13 protein-coding genes are annotated in these 19,039 nt (G+C 63.6%); 8 read left to right on the forward strand and 5 right to left on the reverse strand.

The annotated features are described in order from the left end of the window. Positions 1 to 125 precede the first annotated feature (125 nt). Positions 126 to 2,450: an NADP-dependent malic enzyme gene (locus tag MESAU_RS18980; RefSeq protein ID WP_015317660.1), complete on the reverse strand. Its 2,325-nt coding sequence runs from the start codon at positions 2,448 to 2,450 to the stop codon at positions 126 to 128. Between the two features lie 175 nt (positions 2,451 to 2,625). Then, positions 2,626 to 3,405, reverse strand: a complete 780-nt coding sequence (locus tag MESAU_RS18985) for an SDR family oxidoreductase (RefSeq protein WP_015317661.1) — start codon at positions 3,403 to 3,405, stop codon at positions 2,626 to 2,628. Positions 3,406 to 3,558: 153 nt separating this feature from the next. Here MESAU_RS18985 and MESAU_RS18990 point away from each other — a divergent pair, with 153 nt between their 5' ends. Both MESAU_RS18990 and MESAU_RS18995 read left to right on the forward strand, forming a co-directional pair. After that, the gene (locus MESAU_RS18990) at positions 3,559 to 4,341 is read left to right on the forward strand and encodes a UDP-2,3-diacylglucosamine diphosphatase (protein ID WP_041163826.1); all 783 of its coding nucleotides are present in this window, start codon (positions 3,559 to 3,561) and stop codon (positions 4,339 to 4,341) included. 129 nt (positions 4,342 to 4,470) lie between these two features. Then, on the forward strand, positions 4,471 to 5,685 hold the full coding sequence (locus MESAU_RS18995) for an MFS transporter (RefSeq protein ID WP_015317663.1): 1,215 nt from the start codon (positions 4,471 to 4,473) through the stop codon (positions 5,683 to 5,685). On the opposite strand, the gene dgcA is transcribed toward MESAU_RS18995, so the two are convergent. Further along, complete coding sequence (gene dgcA, locus MESAU_RS19000) at positions 5,656 to 6,639, reverse strand: N-acetyl-D-Glu racemase DgcA (protein ID WP_015317664.1); 984 nt, start codon at positions 6,637 to 6,639, stop codon at positions 5,656 to 5,658. The two genes, MESAU_RS18995 and dgcA, sit on opposite strands and share 30 nt — an antisense overlap. A 77-nt stretch (positions 6,640 to 6,716) precedes the next feature. On the opposite strand from dgcA, the gene MESAU_RS19005 reads away from it, so the two are divergent. The 4 genes from MESAU_RS19005 (at position 6,717) to MESAU_RS19020 (ending at position 10,794) form a co-directional block, all read left to right on the forward strand. Further along, positions 6,717 to 7,904, forward strand: a complete 1,188-nt coding sequence (locus tag MESAU_RS19005) for an ABC transporter permease (protein ID WP_015317665.1) — start codon at positions 6,717 to 6,719, stop codon at positions 7,902 to 7,904. A gap of 4 nt (positions 7,905 to 7,908) precedes the next feature. Next, positions 7,909 to 8,718: an ABC transporter ATP-binding protein gene (locus MESAU_RS19010; RefSeq protein ID WP_015317666.1), complete on the forward strand. Its 810-nt coding sequence runs from the start codon at positions 7,909 to 7,911 to the stop codon at positions 8,716 to 8,718. A gap of 14 nt (positions 8,719 to 8,732) precedes the next feature. Beyond that, entirely contained in the window at positions 8,733 to 10,106 is a 1,374-nt protein-coding gene (locus MESAU_RS19015; RefSeq protein WP_015317667.1) for an MlaD family protein, read from the forward strand. A gap of 109 nt (positions 10,107 to 10,215) precedes the next feature. Continuing rightward, positions 10,216 to 10,794 (forward strand): ABC-type transport auxiliary lipoprotein family protein, encoded by a 579-nt coding sequence (locus MESAU_RS19020; RefSeq protein WP_157163659.1) that lies wholly within the window; start codon positions 10,216 to 10,218, stop codon positions 10,792 to 10,794. A 36-nt stretch (positions 10,795 to 10,830) separates the two neighbouring features. Here MESAU_RS19020 and MESAU_RS19025 read toward each other — a convergent pair whose 3' ends face one another. Continuing rightward, entirely contained in the window at positions 10,831 to 11,445 is a 615-nt protein-coding gene (locus MESAU_RS19025; RefSeq protein WP_015317669.1) for a 3'-5' exonuclease family protein, read from the reverse strand. Positions 11,446 to 11,571: 126 nt separating this feature from the next. Next, the gene (locus tag MESAU_RS19030) at positions 11,572 to 17,925 is read right to left on the reverse strand and encodes a kinesin (RefSeq protein WP_015317670.1); all 6,354 of its coding nucleotides are present in this window, start codon (positions 17,923 to 17,925) and stop codon (positions 11,572 to 11,574) included. A 275-nt stretch (positions 17,926 to 18,200) separates the two neighbouring features. On the opposite strand from MESAU_RS19030, the gene MESAU_RS19035 reads away from it, so the two are divergent. Then, positions 18,201 to 18,569, forward strand: a complete 369-nt coding sequence (locus tag MESAU_RS19035; RefSeq protein ID WP_015317671.1) for an Hpt domain-containing protein — start codon at positions 18,201 to 18,203, stop codon at positions 18,567 to 18,569. 143 nt (positions 18,570 to 18,712) lie between these two features. Beyond that, the gene (locus MESAU_RS19040; RefSeq protein WP_015317672.1) at positions 18,713 to 19,033 is read left to right on the forward strand and encodes a 2Fe-2S iron-sulfur cluster-binding protein; all 321 of its coding nucleotides are present in this window, start codon (positions 18,713 to 18,715) and stop codon (positions 19,031 to 19,033) included. Positions 19,034 to 19,039: the final 6 nt, after the last annotated feature.

Below are 19,039 nucleotides of genomic sequence, written 5' to 3' on the forward strand. Positions count from 1 at the left end.
GTCCGATGCCGGATTTCTCGGTTAAGAGTTGTCGGCTCGCAACACTCGATTCCGACAATGCGTTCCGTGACGCGTCGCCGCCACACCTCAATCGGGGCCGGATCAATCGGATCGCGACCGCCGGTTCAGTCCAGATTGGCGATCGCCTGGGCCTTGTGCGCGGCTTCGACCACCGCCAGCGCCGTCATGTTGACGACGCCGCGCGAGGTCACCGAGGGTGTCAATATGTGCGCCGGCTTGTCGGTGCCGAGAAGGATGGGGCCGACATGCAAGGCATCCATCATGGCCCGCAGCGCCGTCAGCGTGATGTTGGCCGAATCGAGGTTCGGGAACACCAGGAGATTGGCTTCGCCCTTCAGGCGCGAATGCGGATAGACGCGCTGGCGCAGATGCTCCGACAAAGCGGAATCGGCGTGCATTTCGCCGTCGCACTGCAGCTCCGGCGCGATGCGCGCCAGAATCGCCGCGGCCTGACGCATCTTCAGCGCGCTCGGCGAATCGCGCGAGCCGAAATCCGAATGCGACAAGAGTGCCGCCTTCGGCTCGATGCCGAAACGCTGGATTTCTTCCGCCGCCAGCACGGTCATCTCGGCGATCTCGTCGGCCGTCGGGTCGACGGAGACGTGGGTGTCGGTAAGGAAGATGATGCCGCGTTGCGAGATCAGCATGGATAGCGTGGACAGGTCCCGGTCCTTGATGCCGGTGCGCGGCCCTATGATCAGCGTCACATTGCGCAGATGCCGCTCGAAACGGCCTTCGAGGCCGCAGACCATGGCGTCGGCATCGCCGCGCTTCAGCGCAAGTGCGGCGATCACCGTGTTGTCGGTGCGCACCATGGTACGCGCGGCCTCCGTCGTCACGCCGCGGCGGCCGGCGAGTTCGATCAGGAGGTCGACATAGTGGCGGTAGCGCGGATCGTCCTCCGGGTTGATCAGGCCGAAATCGACCCCGGGCTTGATACGCAGGCCATAGCGCTTCAGCCTGACCTCGATGACGTGCGGGCGGCCGATCAGGATCGGCTCGGCGATGCCTTCCTCAAGCACAACCTGGGCGGCACGCAGTACGCGCTCGTCCTCGCCGTCGGCGTAGATGACGCGCTTGGCGCTGGAGGCCTTGGCGGAAGAGAACACCGGCTTCATCACCAGGCCGGAGCGGAAGACGAAGCGGTTGAGCTTGTCGATATAGGCGGCGAAGTCGGTGATCGGCCGTGTCGCCACACCGGTGTCGCAGGCTGCCTTGGCCACCGCCGGCGCAATGCGCAGGATGAGGCGCGGATCGAAGGGCGAGGGGATCAGGAATTCGGGTCCGAAGACCGGCGTCTCGCTGGAATAGGCGCGCGCGGCGACATCGGAAGGCTCTTCGCGGGCAAGGGCGGCGATGGCCCGCACCGCCGCCATCTTCATCTCCTCGTTGATGGCGCTGGCGCCGCAGTCGAGCGCACCCCTGAAGATGTAGGGGAAGCAAAGCACGTTGTTGACCTGATTGGGAAAATCGGACCGTCCGGTGCAGATCATGGCGTCTGGACGGGCCGCGCGCGCCACTTCCGGCATGATCTCCGGATTGGGATTGGCCAGCGCCAGGATCAGCGGCTTCGGTGCCATGTGTTGCAGCAGTTCCGGCTTCAGCACGCCGGCGGCGGAGAGACCGAGGAAAACATCGGCGCCCGTTATGACGTCGGCCAGGGTGCGCGCGTCGGTGTCCTTCACATAAGGATCTTTCCAACGGTCCATCTCGTCGACACGGCCCTTGTAAGCGACGCCGAACCGGTCGGTGACCCAGATGTTTTCGACGCGCACGCCGAGGGAAACGAGAAGATTGAGACAGGCTAGTGCGGCAGCACCCGCGCCGGAGGTGACGACCTTGATGTCCGAAATGGTCTTGCCGGCGAATTCCAGCCCGTTGAGCACGGCAGCGGCAACGATGATGGCGGTCCCGTGCTGATCGTCATGGAACACCGGTATGCTCATGCGAGCCTTCAGGCGTTCCTCGACCTCGAAACACTCCGGCGCCTTGATGTCCTCGAGGTTGATGCCGCCGAAGGTCGGCTCCAGAGCGGCGACGGTTTCGACCATGCGCTCGATTTCCGGCGCGTCGATCTCGATGTCGAAGACGTCGATGCCGGCGAACTTCTTGAACAGGACCGCCTTGCCCTCCATCACCGGCTTGGAGGCGAGCGGCCCGATATTGCCGAGGCCGAGCACGGCCGAGCCGTTTGATACGACACCGACCAGGTTGGCGCGCGCCGTGTAGTCGGCGGCCGTCGCCGGATTGTCGCGGATTTCGAGGCAAGGGGCGGCGACGCCGGGCGAATAAGCGAGCGCCAGGTCGCGCTGGTTGCCGAGCGGCTTGGTCGCCTGGATCTCGAGCTTTCCCGGCGTCGGGTGCTTGTGGAAATAGAGCGCGGCTTCGTCGAGGTCCGAACGTGCCGTTTTCTTGTTCTCGCCTTCCATGCGGCCGCTCCTCGAAACCTGCTTCGGGAGTCCTTTTAGCATGAGGCCAAGGTTTTTCGCGACGCTAATTGACGCGCCGGCATCTTTAAGCGCCAGCGCATCGAAAATCTCTGGATGTCAGACACTTACGGCTGTTACATGCCGGATGTTTCGCGCCGCTTTGCCGACATTTCGGTCAGAAAGCGCTGACGTAGAGACCGCCATCGACGGGTATATTCTGCCCGGTCAGGTAGCCGGCATGGACCGAGCAGAGGAAGGCGCAGATCTGGCCGAATTCCTCCGGCGTGCCGAGCCGTTTGGCCGGCACGTCGGCACTGATGCGGGTCTTGCGCGCCGCGGCCGCCTTGGGATCCTCCGGCGTGCCAGCCTCATGCGGGCCGCGCAGTCGGTCAGTGTCGAGCTTGCCGGGCAAGAGACTGTTGATGGTCACGTTGCGCTCGATCACCGTGCGCGCCACGCCGGCGAGAAACGAGGTCAGGCCGGCGCGCGCGCCCGACGACAGGTCGAGGCCGGGTATGGGGACGTAGACCGATAGCGAGGTGATGTTGACGATGCGGCCGAAGCCGCGCGCAGCCATGCCGTCAATGACCGCCTGCACCAGTTCGATCGGCGTCACCATGTTCTGGGTCACGCCTTCGAGGATTTTGCCGCGATCGAGTTCGCGGAAATCGCGCAATGGCGGTCCGCCATTGTTGTTGACGAGGATGTCGGGTTCCGGACAGGCGGCGAGCAGCGCTTTCTGTATCTCCGGCTTAGAAACGTCGCCGACCACTTCCGTCACCGTCACGCCATGGCGCTGGCGCAGTTCCGCGGCGGTTTTCGCGACCAGCTCCGGATTGCGCCCATTGACGACGATGTCGCAGCCCGCCTCGGCCAGCGCCATGGCGCAGCCACGGCCAAGCCCCTTGCTCGAAGCGCAGACGATGGCCTTCTTTCCGCGGATACCGAGATCCATGACGATTTTCTCCTTTGATTTGCCCGGCAGGCTAGCGCTAGCGCTGGACCAATCGCAACCGTCATACGGTTGTTGCATGAATCGGGGCATAGGCTGCTCGAAAGCAAGGGTGAATCCGCGATGTCAGGCCAAGAGCCCCGCACTTTCCGCAGCATGTTTATTTCCGATGTCCATCTGGGCTCGAAGGCGGCGAAGGCCGATTTCCTGATCGACTTCCTGCGCTACCACGACGCCGACATCATCTATCTGGTCGGCGATATCGTCGACGGCTGGCGCCTGAGGCGCAGCTGGCATTGGCCGCAAAGCCACAATGACGTCGTGCAGAAACTGCTGCGCAAGGCGCGCAAGGGCGCCTCGATCACCTATATCGCCGGCAATCACGACGAATTCGCCCGCCAGTTCCAGGGCGTGCATTTCGGCGGCATCGTCGTTGCCGACCGCGCCATCCATGAAACCGCCGATGGCCGGCGGCTGCTGGTCATCCATGGCGACCAGTTCGACACTGTAGTCCACAACCAGCGTTGGCTCGCTTATCTCGGCGACCATGCCTATGACGCCGCCATGCAAGTCAATCGGGTGATCACGCGGTTGCGCCAGCTGCTCGGCCTGCCTTACTGGTCGTTTTCGTCCTGGGCCAAGGTCAAGGTCAAGAAGGCGGTGAACTTCATCGGCTCGTTCCAGACAGTGCTCAGCGAGGAAGCGCGACGCTCGCATGTCGACGGCGTCATCTGCGGGCATATCCACCATGCCGCCATCGAAAGCTATGGGGACGTACAATATATCAACACCGGCGACTGGGTGGAGAGCTGCACCGCCGTGGTCGAGCATTTCGACGGCCGCATGGAAATCCTGACCTGGGCGCATGTATTGCCTGAAGCGTTTGACGAGCCCTTCATCCCGCTGCTGATCGAGGACAGGGTGGTGCAGGCGGCCTGAGGCGAAGCCGGCCCTGCAATTTCTGGTGTTAATCGACTGGTCCAGCCGGTTTCGTCCGGTTTTTGCTCATGTTAAGGATCGGCTTGCGCTGCTCGCCGGTCGTTGAGCGCAGCGTCATTGGATCGATTCATGCCGCTGCCACCGCTTTTGCCCGAACAACTCGTGAAGCCGAGCCGTTTTGAACTGCGCATGAGCCTGATCTTCGGCACGTTGTTCATATCGCTTGGTACCCATTTGCCCTATTTCCCGCTTTGGTTGCAGGCCAAGGGGTTTCATGCCGAGCAGATCGCCGTCATCCTGGCGGCGCCGATGTTCCTGCGCGTCGTAACGACGCCGCTGCTGACCACACTTGCGGATCGAGCCAGGGACCGCGCCGATGTCTATGTCGTGCTCGTCGCCGCATCGCTGCTGCTGTCCGCGGGATACTTCCTGACCCCGACATACGCGACGGTGCTGGCGGTGTCGCTGGTGCTGACTATCGTCTGGACGCCACATTCGCCGATCGCCGATTCGCTGGCGCTCTCGGGCGTGCGCCGCTTCGGGGCCAATTACGCGAGCATGCGCAAATGGGGGTCGATCTGTTATCTCCTGGCCAATGTCGCCGGCGGTTTCATCCTGGCGGCCAGTGGCCCTGGAGCCGTCCCGGTGATCATATTCCTTGCCCTTGGCGCGGCACTCATCGCAGGCCTGCTGGCACCGCGCATGGGACGGCCGCGAAAGGCCTCGCCGCTGTCGGCAGTGGAAATCCAGCACGCGGCGCCAAGCCTGTTCAACGCTTATTTCCTCTCCTTCACCCTTGGCGTCGGCATCATTACAGCCAGCCACGCCTTCCTCTACGGTTTCGTTTCCATTTACTGGAAATCGATCGGCATCAGCGATTCCGTTGTCGGCCTGCTGTGGGCGTGGGGCGTGGTGTCGGAAGTCTGCATGTTTGTGTTTTTCAATCGCATTTTCGCCTCCGTGTCTGTCGTCAAGGTGATGGTGATTGCCGGCATTGGATCCGTTGTGCGCTGGATCATCTTTCCACTGATATGGCCGCTCGGCCTCGGCATCGCCGGCTTCTTTGCCGTGCAGTCGCTGCATTCGGTGTCTGTCGCAATGGTGCTGATCGGCCTGCAGAAAATGATCGGCGAGACCGTCTCCGAAGAGCGCACGGGTGCCGCGCAAGGCATCGCCTATTTCTTCAACGGCTTCTTCATGGCCGCCGTTACGCTTGTTTCCGGCCCGCTCTATGACCGTCTCGGTGTCGATGGATTCCTGGCGATGATCCCGATCGCGATCGTCGGCCTTATGCTGATCGGGTTTGCCGCGCGCTCAGCCCCACAGAGCCCGGTCCGGGGGTGAGACGAGCGATCCCTGGTAAACGAGACCCGGCACACGATCCCGGGCAAGCAGCAGCGGGCCGTCGAGGTCGACGAAATCCGCTCCTTGCGCCAGCAGCACCGCCGGCGCCATTGCCAGCGACGTGCCGACCATGCAGCCGACCATGATGCCGAAACCCAGCTCACGGGCGCGGTCGCGCAAGGTGAGCGCCGCTGTCAGCCCGCCGGACTTGTCGAGCTTGATGTTGACGGCGTCGTAGAGGCCGACAAGCGCCTCGAGGTTTCCTGCTTCATGGACGCTCTCGTCAGCGCAGATCGGCACCGGATGGGCTATGTGGCGCAGGATGCCGTCACGGCCCGCCGGCAGCGGCTGCTCGATCAGCGCGATGTCTTGCTTCGCGGCAAAAGCCAGATTCGCGACGATGTTGTCGTCGGTCCAGCCTTCATTCGCATCGAGGATCAATCGGCTCCCGGGCGCCGCCTGCCTCACCGCCTGGATGCGGGCGGCGTCGTTGTCGCCGCCGATCTTGACCTTCAGCAGCGGCCTGCCGGCATTGGCGCGGGCCTGCGCCGCCATCGCCTCCGGTTCGCCGAGCGACAGCGTGTAGGCGGTTTCGAGCTGATGCAAAGGGGCCGGCCAGATTGCGTTCGCCCCCGGATTGCCGCTGATCTTGGCTTCAAGGTCCCACAGGGCACAGTCTATGGCGTTACGCGCCGCTCCGGCAGGCATTGCGTCGAGCAGGGCGGCACGGTCCATTCCGCCGGCGATCCGGTCGCGCATCGCCGCGATCGCGCCGCTCACGCCGTCCATGGTCTCGCCATAGCGCTTGTAGGGAACGCATTCGCCGCGACCGGCATGGCCGTTGTCGCTGATCGTGCAGGTGATGACCTCGGCCTCAGTCTTGGAGCCGCGCGAAATGGTGAAGGTCCCGGCGATGGGAAAACGTTCGGCCTCGACCGAAATGACACGCGCCATATTTTTCTGCTCCGGCTATGCGAGAAGGGTTGTCGGCAAATCGACAAGGTCGGACCCATCAGGCTAAACAGGACGCCATGTTGACCATCGGCAAACGCGACGCAAGCGGCACGACCGCCTCGGGGGCTGACCACGACCCGCGCGTCGCGGTCGGCGAGGAGGATGGGGTCCTCGGCTGTGCGTTCTCCGGGATCTGGACGACGCGGACGGTGGCGCTGATCGACGCCGAGATGCGCAAGATCGAGAAACGAAGCGGTTTCAAGATGTTGGCGCTCGATCTTTCGAAAATCGAGAAGATCGACACCGCCGGCGCCTGGCTGATCGACCGGCTGGTGAGCGTTTTCGAGAAGAAGAATGTCGAGGTAAGGCTGCAAGGCCAAAGTGACGTCGCTTCCATCCTGCTCGAAGCGGTGAGCGAGGCCGTCCGGCGCGAACCCGAAGCCGGACCGGCGGGACCGCCCAACATTGTCATTCGGGCATTGGAGGCGGTGGGCCGGCGCGTCTACGAGATGCGCGACGATTTCCTTGCCTCGATGAACATATTGGGCGCCACCATCCGCGGCGCGCAGATGAAGCTCGGCCGTGGCCATGCCGTGAATCCGGCGGCGATCTTCAACCAGATCGATCGCATGGGCGTCGGCGCTATCCCCGTGGTGGTGCTGATGTCGGCGATCGTTGGTGCCATCGTCGCCCAGCAGGGTGCCTATCAGCTCAGCTATTTCGGCGCCGACATCTTCGTCGTCGACCTGGTCGGCGTGCTGATCCTGCGCGAACTCGGCGTGCTGATGACGGCAATCATGATCGCCGGACGCTCCGGCAGCGCGATCACCGCCGAAATCGGCTCGATGAAGATGCGCGAGGAGGTCGACGCGCTGAAGGTCATCGGCCTCAATCCGATCGGCGTCCTGGTCTTTCCACGTCTGGTTGCCCTGGTGATCGCCTTGCCCTGTCTGACGATCATCGCTAATTTCGCCGCGCTCGGCGGCGGCATTGTCGCGGCCTGGCTCTACTCCGATATCCCCCCCGCTGCCTTCATCGACCGGTTGCGTGTCGCAATCGATCTCAGCACGATTTTCGCCGGGCTGATCAAGGCGCCGTTCATGGCCATGATCATCGGCACGATCGCTTCAGTCGAGGGCATGAAGGTCGGCGGCAGTGCCGAATCGCTCGGGCAGCACGTGACCGCTTCGGTGGTGAAGTCGATCTTCGTCGTCATCATTCTCGACGGACTTTTCGCCATGTTCTACGCAGCGATCCAGTTCTAGTAACATGGCAAAGGGAAACGGAATCACGACTGAGGCGCCGCACGAGAGCGAAATCGTGCTTTCGGTGCACGACGTCACCGTTGCCATCGACGACAAGCTGATCCTCGACAAACTGTCGCTCGACATCAAGCGCGGCGAGATACTGGGGTTCGTCGGTGCCTCGGGCGCCGGCAAGTCCGTGCTGTTGCGAACCATTCTCGGACTGATGCCCAAGCAGTCGGGAACAATCAAACTGTTTGGCGTCGACGTCGACAAGGCAAGCGATCTCGAGCGGCTGCGCATCGACATGCGTCTTGGCGTTCTGTTCCAGCATGGGGCGCTGTTTTCGGCGCTGACCGTGATGGAGAACGTGCAGGTGCCGATGCGCGAATATCTCGATCTGCCAAGAAAGCTGATGGACGAGTTGGCGCTGCTGAAAATCGAGCTGGTCGGACTGCCGCCGGATGCGGCGCAGAAGTTTCCCTCCGAACTCTCCGGCGGCATGATCAAGCGCGCGGCACTTGCCCGCGCCCTGGCGCTCGACCCCGACATCGTTTTTCTCGACGAGCCGACGTCCGGCCTCGATCCGATCAGCGCGGCCGAGTTCGACGAACTGGTCGTCAAGCTGCGCGACACCATGGACCTGACCGTCTATATGGTGACCCACGACCTCGACACGCTGTTTACCGCCTGCGACCACGTGGCGGTGCTCGGCAAGAAAAAGGTGCTGGTCGAAGGCACGATCGACGACATGCTGAAGAGCGAGGAGCCGTGGGTAAAATCCTATTTCCGCGGAAAACGCGCACGGCAACTTGATCTTGCCGCACGTGCATAGCCATAAGTGAAGCAATGGAAACCAGAGCCAACTACGTCATTGTCGGCATTTTCACGCTGGTTGCGATCCTGGCGGCGTTCGCCTTCGTCTATTGGACGGCGGCGATCGGCGACAGGGGCGAGACGACGCTGCTGCGGGTGCGCATTCCGGGCTCGGCCTCTGGTCTCGGCCGCGGCAGCTTCGTGCTGTTCAACGGCGTCAAGGTCGGCGACGTCAAGCGCGTCTACATCGACGTCGACAATCCGACTGTCGCCATCGCCGACACCGAGATCGACCGGATGACGCCGATCACCAAGTCGACGCAGGCCGATATCGGCCTCGCCGGCCTCACCGGGCAGGCCAATATCGAACTCAAGGGCGCCGACCCCAAGGAAGTCAAGCTGCTCGACCAGGCCGAGAAGGAAGGCAAGGTCGCCGAGATCGTCGCCAATCCTTCTGCCGTGACCAATCTGCTGCAGACGGCGCAAAACATCTTCACCCGTGCCGACAAGGTGCTGACGGAGTTGGAAGGCTTCACCAAGGATGTGCGAGGGCCGCTGACGCAGACCGTCCAGAACGTCCAGACGTTTTCCGACGCATTGGCCAGGAATTCCGACGGGATCGACAAATTCCTGTCCGCCGTCAGCGCGCTGTCCGATGAGCTGAAAGGCGTTTCAGGCAAGCTCGACGGCACGTTGAAGGCAGCGGAAGGCCTGCTGAATGCCGTCGACAAGGACAAGATCAAGAGCATCGTTGCCAATGTCGATGCGGTGACGGGGAACCTCAAGGAAACCTCGCAGCAGCTGGACGGTGTGATCAGGAATGTCGATACGGCGGTGGGATCGGTCAACGATTTCGCCAAGCAGACGCAAGGCACGCTGGCCAAGGTCGATGGCGTGCTCGACGGCATCGATCCGGCGCAGGTGCGCCAAGCGCTCGCCAACATCCAGAAGGCCAGCGACAGCGCCAACAAGGCGGCTGCCGATATCGCGGAGGTGACCGGCAAGATCGCCAATCGGGCTGACGACATCGACCAGACGATCAAGGACGCCAGGCAGCTGGCGCAACGGCTCAACGACGCCTCTGTGCGGGTCGACGGCATTCTCGCCAAGGTCGACAAGCTGCTCGGCTCGGGCCAGGCCGACGGCGTGATGGCCGACGCCAGGGATACGCTGAAATCGTTCAAGCAGGTCGCCGATACGCTGAATGCCCGGCTTGGGGTCATCACCGACAATCTGGCGCGCTTCTCGGGCCAGGGACTGCAGAATGTCGAGGCGCTGGTGCAGGATAGCCGCCGCTCGATCAACCGCATCGAGGAGGCGGTGACCGATCTCAGCCGCAATCCGCAGCGCATCCTTTCGGGCGGCGACGGCGAGGTTCGGCAGTTCGACGGCAGGGCGCGGCGTTGACTTCGGCATCGGCCCGCCGCAAGAACAGTGCTCGTGAATGCGGGTTGATCTTGCGATCAGGGGATAACGGGGATCACGCGTGAGATTGAGTAGGCTTGGAACGGGCGGGTTGAAATCGGCTGCGGTGCTGCTTGTCCTGGCGGTTGCCGGCTGCGCGGCGCTCGGCGGCAAGCCGGCACCGCTCGACACGTTCGAATTGTCGGCGCCGTCGGTCGACGCGCATGGCCATAGCCGCAAGCAAATCCTGATCGCCCAGCCTTCGGCGCTGAAGGCACTGGACAGCCAGAACATCGTCATCAAACCCTCCGATGGCTCGATCCAGTATCTGAAAGGGGCGCAATGGGCCGACCGCCTGCCGCTGATCGTGCAGGCGCGGCTGGCCGAGACGTTCCAGCGCTCGGGCAGCTTTGCCGGCGTCGGCAAGCCGGGCGAGGGGCTGGCGATCGACTATCAGGTGATCGTCGAGGTTCGCTCCTTCGAAGTGCGCGTCAATGGCGGCGAACATGCCGAGGTCAACCTGTTCGTGCGCTTGCTCAACGACCGCAACGGCGAAGTGAAGGCTTCCAAGAGCTTCACCGCATCGGCACCCGTTTCGGGCAGCGGCAACCCGGCCTATGTCGGCGCGCTCGACGCGGCCTTCGGCGATGCGGCCAAGCAGGTCGTTCGCTGGACCGATTCGGTGGTCTGACCGCCAGGCGCGCGGGGTTCCGCCAACGCTTCCGGGTTACGGACGGTCGAAGGTCTCCGGCCGCAGCTTTCCAGTCTTCATCAGGTGCTGCAGGGTGTAGGTCAAGGACAGCGCATCGTCGAGCGCGTCATGCCTCTGCAGTGGCGGGTGTTCGACGCCGTAAAAATCCGCAAGCTTGTTGCTCGGTGTCCTTGCCAGGTCCTCGATCGGCATGCCGGCCGCGATCAGCAGCTTGACCGCATTGTCGAACCGGGTGGCCGGGATAGGCGGCCTGATGCCCGCGACATAGCAACTGATGGCGATCATGTTCAGTTCGTCCTTGCCCCAGGACCAGAACCGGGCCCCATCGGAGAAACGATCGACGCCCGCAAGAGCATCTTCCAGCACGACGCCCTCGGCCTCGATGATTTCTTCGGTGATGCCGGTCAGTCCAGTGAAGAACGGATCGAGCGTGTACCGCTCGCCAAACCGGTCGACCGATCTAATATAGGCCTTGTGCGTGCCCAGCACGGGGAAGTCACCTTCGAGGCCGAACCTTGCCGCGCCGATCTGCGCGATGATCGGATCGGGATCGTGGGCCGTGCACCAGTATCGGCGTTGTGATCCGTCAAGGCAGAGAAACTCGCAGTCGAAGATGATTGCCGTCTTCACAACCCAGGATCCGATTCCGGAAAGCAAGATCAAACCCGGATGCGTCTCCGGGTGGCGAAGTCAGTTCGTTCAAGAAAAAAGGCGGGAGACAATCCCCCGCCTTTTCGTTTTTGGCTTGTCGACCGCCTAATGCAGGCGGCCGCTGGCATGGGCCAGCATGGTGTAGACCTTGCCGGTGTCCGACGTGAGATAGGTCTGCGCCATGATGTTGTCGCGGTCGTTGCGCGAGACATCCTTGAGCAGCTTCTCGAAATCGTCGCAATAGCGGTCGACGGCGGTGCGGAATTCGGCCTCCGCCTGGTACTTGCGGCGGATTTCATCGAACGTCTGCTGGCCCTTGAGCGTGTAGAGCCTGCGCGTGAACACGTCACGCTCGCCACGCCGGTAGCGGTTCCACAGCTCGATCGAGGCATCGTGGTCGATGGCCCGCGCGATATCGACGGACAGCGAGTTCAGCGATTCCACGACATGTGCCGGCGAACGCTGGGCAGGGGCCGCGCGCGGGGCTTCCGCTGGCGCCTGGGAAGCCGCCGGCCTGAGCTCGGCATCGTTCGACGCGGCGGTCAAGAGATCGCGCACCCAGCCGCCTTGCGGCGCGCGGGCAGTGGCGTCGGTGGCACGCTGGCGCGGTGCTGCCTCAGCCGGGCGATCCAGATCGAGCGTGCCGCGCAGTCCCGCGCCGCCCAGTGGCGCCTGTGGCGGGCGCAGGTCCGCCTGCGGTGCCGGGGCGCGACGGGGTGGCTCGGCGGCGCGTGCCGCCGGTGCCTGCGGCGCAGGGCGCAAGGGCCGCGGTTCTGAAGTGTCGCCGCCACGACCGGACTTCGCCACGATGTCCGAAAGCTCCTTCAAGGCGTTGATCTGCTCGGAAACCGCGCGGCGGATGGCCGATGTCGACTCCTTTGCCTCTTCCGGCATCTCGATGACGCCCTTCTTGAGCTCGGCGCGGGTGAGGTCGAGCTCGCTCTTGATCGAGCCCGCGGTGCGCCGCATCTCCTCGGTCGCATCGGCGAAGCGCTTGGTTGCCGAATCGACGACGTCGGTGATGGCGTTGCGGATCTTGTCGGCGGACTCCATTGTCTTGCCCTCGGCGTTCTGCAGGGTCTGGCCGACGAGATTTTCGAACGAGCGCATGACCCTTTCGAGATCTTCCGACTTCTTGACCAGGCCGACGGCGAGGTCCTCAAGTGAGGACTGCCTTTCCAGCGTGTGTTCGAGGTTGCTCTGGGCCGAGCTCAACAGGTCCGAGGCGCTGGCCAGCAAGCGGCTGTGTTCATCGAACTTGGTGGCGATCGAGGCGACTTCGCGCAAGGTCGACGACGACAGTTCCGTCAGCCTCGTCGTGTTCGAATCGACCAGACGCGCCGAGCTGGCAAAGGTCTGCGCCGCCTTTTCGGTGGTCGCCGCGAAGCTTTGCGTGCTGCCGGTCAGACGTTCGTCGACCTCGCCGAGGTTGACCGCGGCCTGCTCGATCAGCTGACCGAGCTGCGAGCTGGACTCGGTCATGCGGCCGATCAGATCGGCGACGCTGTCGGACAGCGACGAGCGGGCGCCTTCGACCGCCGACAAGGTCTCGGCGGTGCGGCTGGCCAGTGCGTTGACCAGGGCTGCATTCTCGCTGCGCAGCTTCTCGGTCGCGCGTTCGGTGACCTCTTCCATACTCTTTTGCAGTTCCGAGCCGCCCTGGGCGAAGCGCTCGACCAAAGGCCGCGCGGTTTCGTCGAGGATCTTCGACATCTCGGCCGACCGCGCTGCGAGCATGGTGTTGAGCTCGCGGGTGTTGGCGCCGATCGTCTTGGCCGCGTCATTGGTGCTCTGGCCGATATGTTGTCCGACCGCGGTGAAGGTTTCCGCGATCACATTGGCACGCGATACGAGTTGTGCCTCGGCACTCGACACCTGCTCATTGAGCTTCTGGCCCATCGTCTCGGTGGTGTAGGCGAGCCGGTTTTCGACCCCAGCGATCTGTTCTTCGACACGGGCGGCCGCTGCCGCCGCGCTCGATGCAAGACGCTCGTCGGCGCCGGCAAGCGCCTGCTCGATTTCGCGGGCGTGCACGGCCAGCTCCTGGCCGGTCTGGCGGGCGCGATCGGCGACCCGCTGCTCGGTGCTTGCAAAGGCGCCGACAATGGTCTGCGCATGCTCGCCGATCGTCGAGGTGCTGTCGGCGATGCGCGAAACCAGGCGCTGGTCGGCGTCGTCGAAGATGCGGGCGATTTCGGATGCCCGGCTGGACAGCGCGTCCGAACCCTCGGCGATGCGCGAGACCAAATGCTGGTCGGCGGCATCGAAGATACGACCGAGGTCCGACGCGCGGGCGGCGAGCGCCTCGGCGGATTCGCCGATGCGCATGCCGAGCCGCTGGTCGGCGCTTTCGAAGTTCCGCAGGATGTCGCCGGCGCGGGCGGCCAGCGACTGCGCCGTTTCCACGGCACGGGCGACCAGCTTCTGGTCGGCCGCGTCGAACGTGCCGGCAATCTCGCTTGCGCGGGCGGCCAGCTGATCGGCGGTTTCCTGGGCGCGGGCGGCAAGCTTCTGGTCGGCCATGTCGAAGGTGCCGGCGATCTCGCCGGCGCGGGCAGCGAGTTGATCGGCGGTTTCGTGGGCACGGGCCAGCAGCGAGCTGGAGGTGTCATCGGCGCGGGCGAGCAGGGCGTTCGACGTATCCTCCGCACGGGCGTGGAGGCGACGATCGGCCTCCTCGAAGGTGCGGGCGATGTCTTCGGCCCGGGCCAGCAGGGCGGCGGACGTCTGCTCGGCGCGCTCGGCGATCTTGCGATCGGCGTCGCTGAAAGCCGCACCGGCCTGTTCGTGCAGCGTGCTGGTGACTTCCAACACCTTTTCGCGCAATGCGCCGGCGACGAAGACAGCGCTCTTCTCGAGCACGTTGCGGACGTTGTCGACACCAGTCGAGAGCGCGCGCTCCATGGTGCCGGCGCGTTCCTCGATGATGCCGGTCTGGCGGCTGAACGCCTGCTCGATCTTGTCGACATCGGCGGCGATCGCGGCGGAAATGTCCGTGCTCCTGGCCGCGATCTGGTCGATGTGGCCGGACAGCGAACGATCGACCTCCTTGCGGCTCTCGGCGAGCTTGCCGAGATCATCTTCCAGCGCGCGGCTGAGCATGTTGCGGCCTTCGGACAACTTGCCGACATGTCCGGCGATGATATCGTCGATATCGCCGCGGCTTTCGGTCAGCTTCTGCAGGTCGGCTTCGAGAGCACGCTTGAGAATGTCGCGGCCTTCGGCGAGCTTCTCGACCTGGCCGGCGACCAGACCGTCGATGCTGGAGCGGCTTTCGGCCAGCTTGGCAAGGTCTGCCTCCAGCGCACGCTTGAGGACATCGCGGCCTTCGGCAAGCTTCTCGACCTGGCCGGCGACCAGACCGTCGATGCTGGAGCGGCTTTCGGCCAGCTTGGCAAGATCGTCCTCGAGAGCCTTCGACAAGGTCGAACGCTCCTGCACAAGCCGTTCCGCATGATTGTTGACGTGGGTGCCGACAGTCTCAAGGTCGGCCTCAAGCGCCTTCGACAAGGTCGAACGCTCCTGCACAAGCCGTTCCGCGTGACTGCTGACGTGGCTGCCGACAGCCTCGAGATCGGCCTCAAGCGCCTTTGACAGTGTCGATCGCTCTTGGGCAAGTCGGTCCGAGTGGCTGTTGACAAGGCTGTTGACAGTTTCGAGATCGGCCTCCAGCGCGCGGGCGAACTGGGCGCGGTCGTCGACCAGCTTCTGGGACTGGTCGGCAACGGTGTTTCTGACCGTGCTGAGGTCGGCTTCCAATGCGCGGCGCAGGATATCGCGGCCCTCGGCGAGCTTCTCGACCTGACCGGCGACCAGACCGTCGATGCCGGAGCGGCTTTCGGCCAGCTTGGCGAGATCGTCCTCCAGCGCCTTCGACAAGGTCGAGCGATCCTGGACCAGCCTGTTCATGTGGTCGGCGATGACGCTGTTCACATTCTGCAGATCGGCTTCCAGAACACGTGAGAGCTGCCCGCGATCCTCGGCCAGCCTGTCCGACTGGCTCGATATGACGTTCTTGATCGTATTGAGGTCGGATTCCAGCGCACGCTTGAGGATGTCGCGGCCCTCGGCGAGCTTCTCGACCTGGCCGGCGACCAGACCGTCGATGCTGGAGCGGCTTTCGGCCAGCTTGGCAAGGTCGGCTTCGAGCGTCTGCGACAGCAGGCCGCGGTCTTCCGCCAGGCGTCCCGAATGGCTGTCGATCAGCCCGCGTATCCCCGACAGGTCGCTTTCGAGCGAACGGCCAAGCTGCGTGCGGTCCTCGGCCAGTTTCGCCGAATGCGCCTCGATGAGGTTCTTGATACCAGCAATGTCGTTTTCCAGCGCCTTGGCGAGCACCGCGCGGCCCTCGGCGATTTTCTCGACCTGGCCGGCGACAAGGCCGTCAATGTCGGCGCGGCTCTCGGACAATTTGCCGAGATCGGCCTCCAAGGCGCGCGACAAAATGTTGCGGCCTTCGGCCAGTTTTCCAACATGCCCGGCCACCATTTCATCAATGATGGTACGAGCTTGCACCAATTTTCCGGAGTCTTCGTTGAGAGCCAGTGAGAGCCGGTTGCGGCCTTCTTCCAGCCTTTCGAGGTGGCTGCCGAGCGACGCATCGATGGCGGCACGCGATTCGTTGACCTTGCGCAGGTCTTCTTCGAGCGCACGCGCTATCAGGCTGCGGCCTTCGGCCAGCCTCTGCACCTGGTTGGTCACCGCCGCATCGATGCCGGCGCGGCCTTCGTCGAATTTCTCCAGGTCCGCCTGCATGGCTGCCGCCATGCGCTCGCGGCTCTCGGAGAGCTTGCGGCTATGGTTTTCGACGGCTTCTTCGATACCGATGCGCGCGTCGGCGAGCCGCTGGATGTCGGCGTCGAAGGAGCGCGACACGACATGGCGGGCTGCCTCCATGCGGCCGGCGAAATCGCTGGCGCGCGCCTCGAGCATGGAAGAGGTCGAGGTGACGATGTCGGCCATGTCGGCGCCGATCTGGGTCTTGCCCTGATCGATCATGGCCGACAGCGTGTCCTTGCTCTCGGCGAAGGTGTGGGCGATTTCACGCGCGCGCTCGACCAGCGTTTCGTTGATCTGGCGGGCGCGGGCTTCCAGCGCGGCATTGAGCTTCTGGGTACCGGTGTCCAGTGCTTCGGCGCGGGTCTGAAATTCGCTGATCAGCGCCTGGCCGCGTTCGGCCAAGGTGCGTTCGATGCCGTTGAGGCTGGCCTCGAACTCGGAATTGAGGGTGCGCGCGGCGCCGCCGAGCAGCGACACCATGCCGGTGGTGCGATCGTCGAGCAGGTCCGTCAACGAACGGGTCAAGCCGTCCGTGGTGTCCGTCAGCTTGGCGATACGGGTGTCGAGCAGGCTGGCGAAAGCCTCGCCGGAGGTTGAAAGCCTGTCGGTAATGTTGTCGAGCCGGCCCTCCACCGAATCGAAGATCGACATCGAGCTTTCGTTGATGCGGTCGATCAGCGTGTCGCCGGAATTGGTGATCGTCATCGACAGTTTGGTCGACGCGTTGAGGATGCTGTCACGGATGATGTCGCTTGCCGCGCCGATTTCATCGCGCAGCGTCTCGTGCGCGCCGGAGATCGAGGCGCGGACGCGTTCGGCATGGGTGACCACTGCTTCGCGTTCGCTGCCCAATCCGTCGACCAGCGACCTGATGCGGGTTTCGTTTTCCGAATAGGAGCGCTCGATCTGGTTGACCTCGCTGTGGACCAGCGTCTCCAGTTCGACGGCACGGGCAAGGGTGCGCTCGATGCCTTCGCCCATGGCAGCCACCTCGCGGCGGACGGCCTGGCCGATCATCATGACGCGATCCTGGGCCATGTTTTCCGGCTCGGTCAGGCGGAAGGCCACTTCCGTCATCGATTGCGCGGCGATGCGCATGTCCTGAGCGCGGCGAATCATCGTCGCGAAGGCCCAGAACAGGATGACAGGCACGATAGCCGCGACGGCAAGGCCGATCAGTTCGGGGCGGGCAAAGAACTGGTCCAGCGTGCGGATCCGCCAGATGCCCGGTCCAAAAAGCAGGTTCGCCAGTCCGCCGGCGCCCGCGATCCAGGCAAGCGAGACAAAGGCGATGACCCAGTAAATGGTGTTGGAGGCGCGCCTGTTCAGGCTGTGCAGAAGGGTCTTGTAATCTTTCTGACGATCGTCGTTGGCTGGCGCGAAGCCGGCGGGCTGGCCACCATTGCGCGTCTCGACCGGGCGAAGTTCGGCCGGCTTGGCGTTTGGCGCAGGCTTCGCGGCCTGGGGCTGATTGACGACGGGCGCAGGCTGCTGATTGCGTCCCTCGCGCGCCAGTTCGTCGGCGGCCTGTGATATCTGCGCTTCCAGATCTTCCATCGAGGCCGCGATATCGAGGTCGCCGCTATCGGTATCGCCGCTCAGGTCGAGATCGAGCGCTTTTTCGAGTTCCCTGGCTACGTCGCTGTCGAGAGTTCTGGTCGTTGTTGGTTTCTTCGCCATGCCTTCGCTACCCTGTACTAGCTGCCGCGGGGGGCTTATAATTGTGCTTGTCTTACCCCCGCGCAGGAGGCTGAAAATGGACCCTCGTATCGTAATGACACAGGGGGGTAAAGAAAACATGCATTCCGCGGGATACGTAAAACTTTAAATATAAGGTTAACGGAAGCGTGATTTGGGCGCCGCTTTCGCAACATTTTTCCGGGCCATCCATTAACCCGTTGTCCACTGGATTCGCCTAGGTTTTCAGGCGACCGAAGAAAATGGAGTTCGAGTTCATGCGTGGCGAAAGCGGCATTGCCTTCTCAATGCCGGGGGGCGACGTATCGGGAACGAGGCAGTCCCGACCGGTCGATTTGGCACACCTTGCCCGGCAAACGATGGGCGACCGCGCCCTCGAGCAAGAGGTGCTGGCGCTGTTTGTACAGCAGGCACTGTCGGTACGCGACAAAATAGTCGATGCCGACATCAAGGACCGGCTCCTGCTGGCTCATGGTTTGAAAGGGTCGGCCCGTGGCGTGGGTGCCTTCGCCATCGCCGATTGCGTCACCGATATCGAGCATCGCCCGGAGGACGCCCAGACGCTCAAGCGGCTCGGCAGGCTGATCGACGAAGTGCGCGACTTCATCGCCGCCATCAATCGCTGATCCAGGTTTGCGACAAAAACGTCACGGAGCGCCGCTTTCGCACGGCAGTTGACTTGTTTGCCGGAGTGATTATCTCGGGCGAAACTCGCTTTCCCCTCGGGCGAACTCCCTTCGTCCGGGGTGGAACTCCCTTCAGGTGACAAATGACCAAACTGACCTTCATCGCCCATGACGGCACACATTTCGACGTGGACGCCGAAAACGGCTCGACGGTCATGGAGAACGCCATCCGCAACGCTGTCCCGGGCATCGAGGCGGAGTGCGGCGGCGCCTGCGCCTGCGCGACCTGCCATGTCTATGTCGATGAGGCATGGACGGCCGAAGTCGGCGAGCCCGAGGCGATGGAGGAAGACATGCTGGACTTCGCCTACGACGTCCAGCCGAACTCGCGCCTGTCCTGCCAGATCAAGGTACGCGACGCGCTCGACGGCCTGATCGTCCGGGTGCCCGAGCGTCAGGGCTGAAGCCAG

This window comes from Mesorhizobium australicum WSM2073 (assembly GCF_000230995.2).
Classification (GTDB): domain Bacteria; phylum Pseudomonadota; class Alphaproteobacteria; order Rhizobiales; family Rhizobiaceae; genus Mesorhizobium; species Mesorhizobium australicum.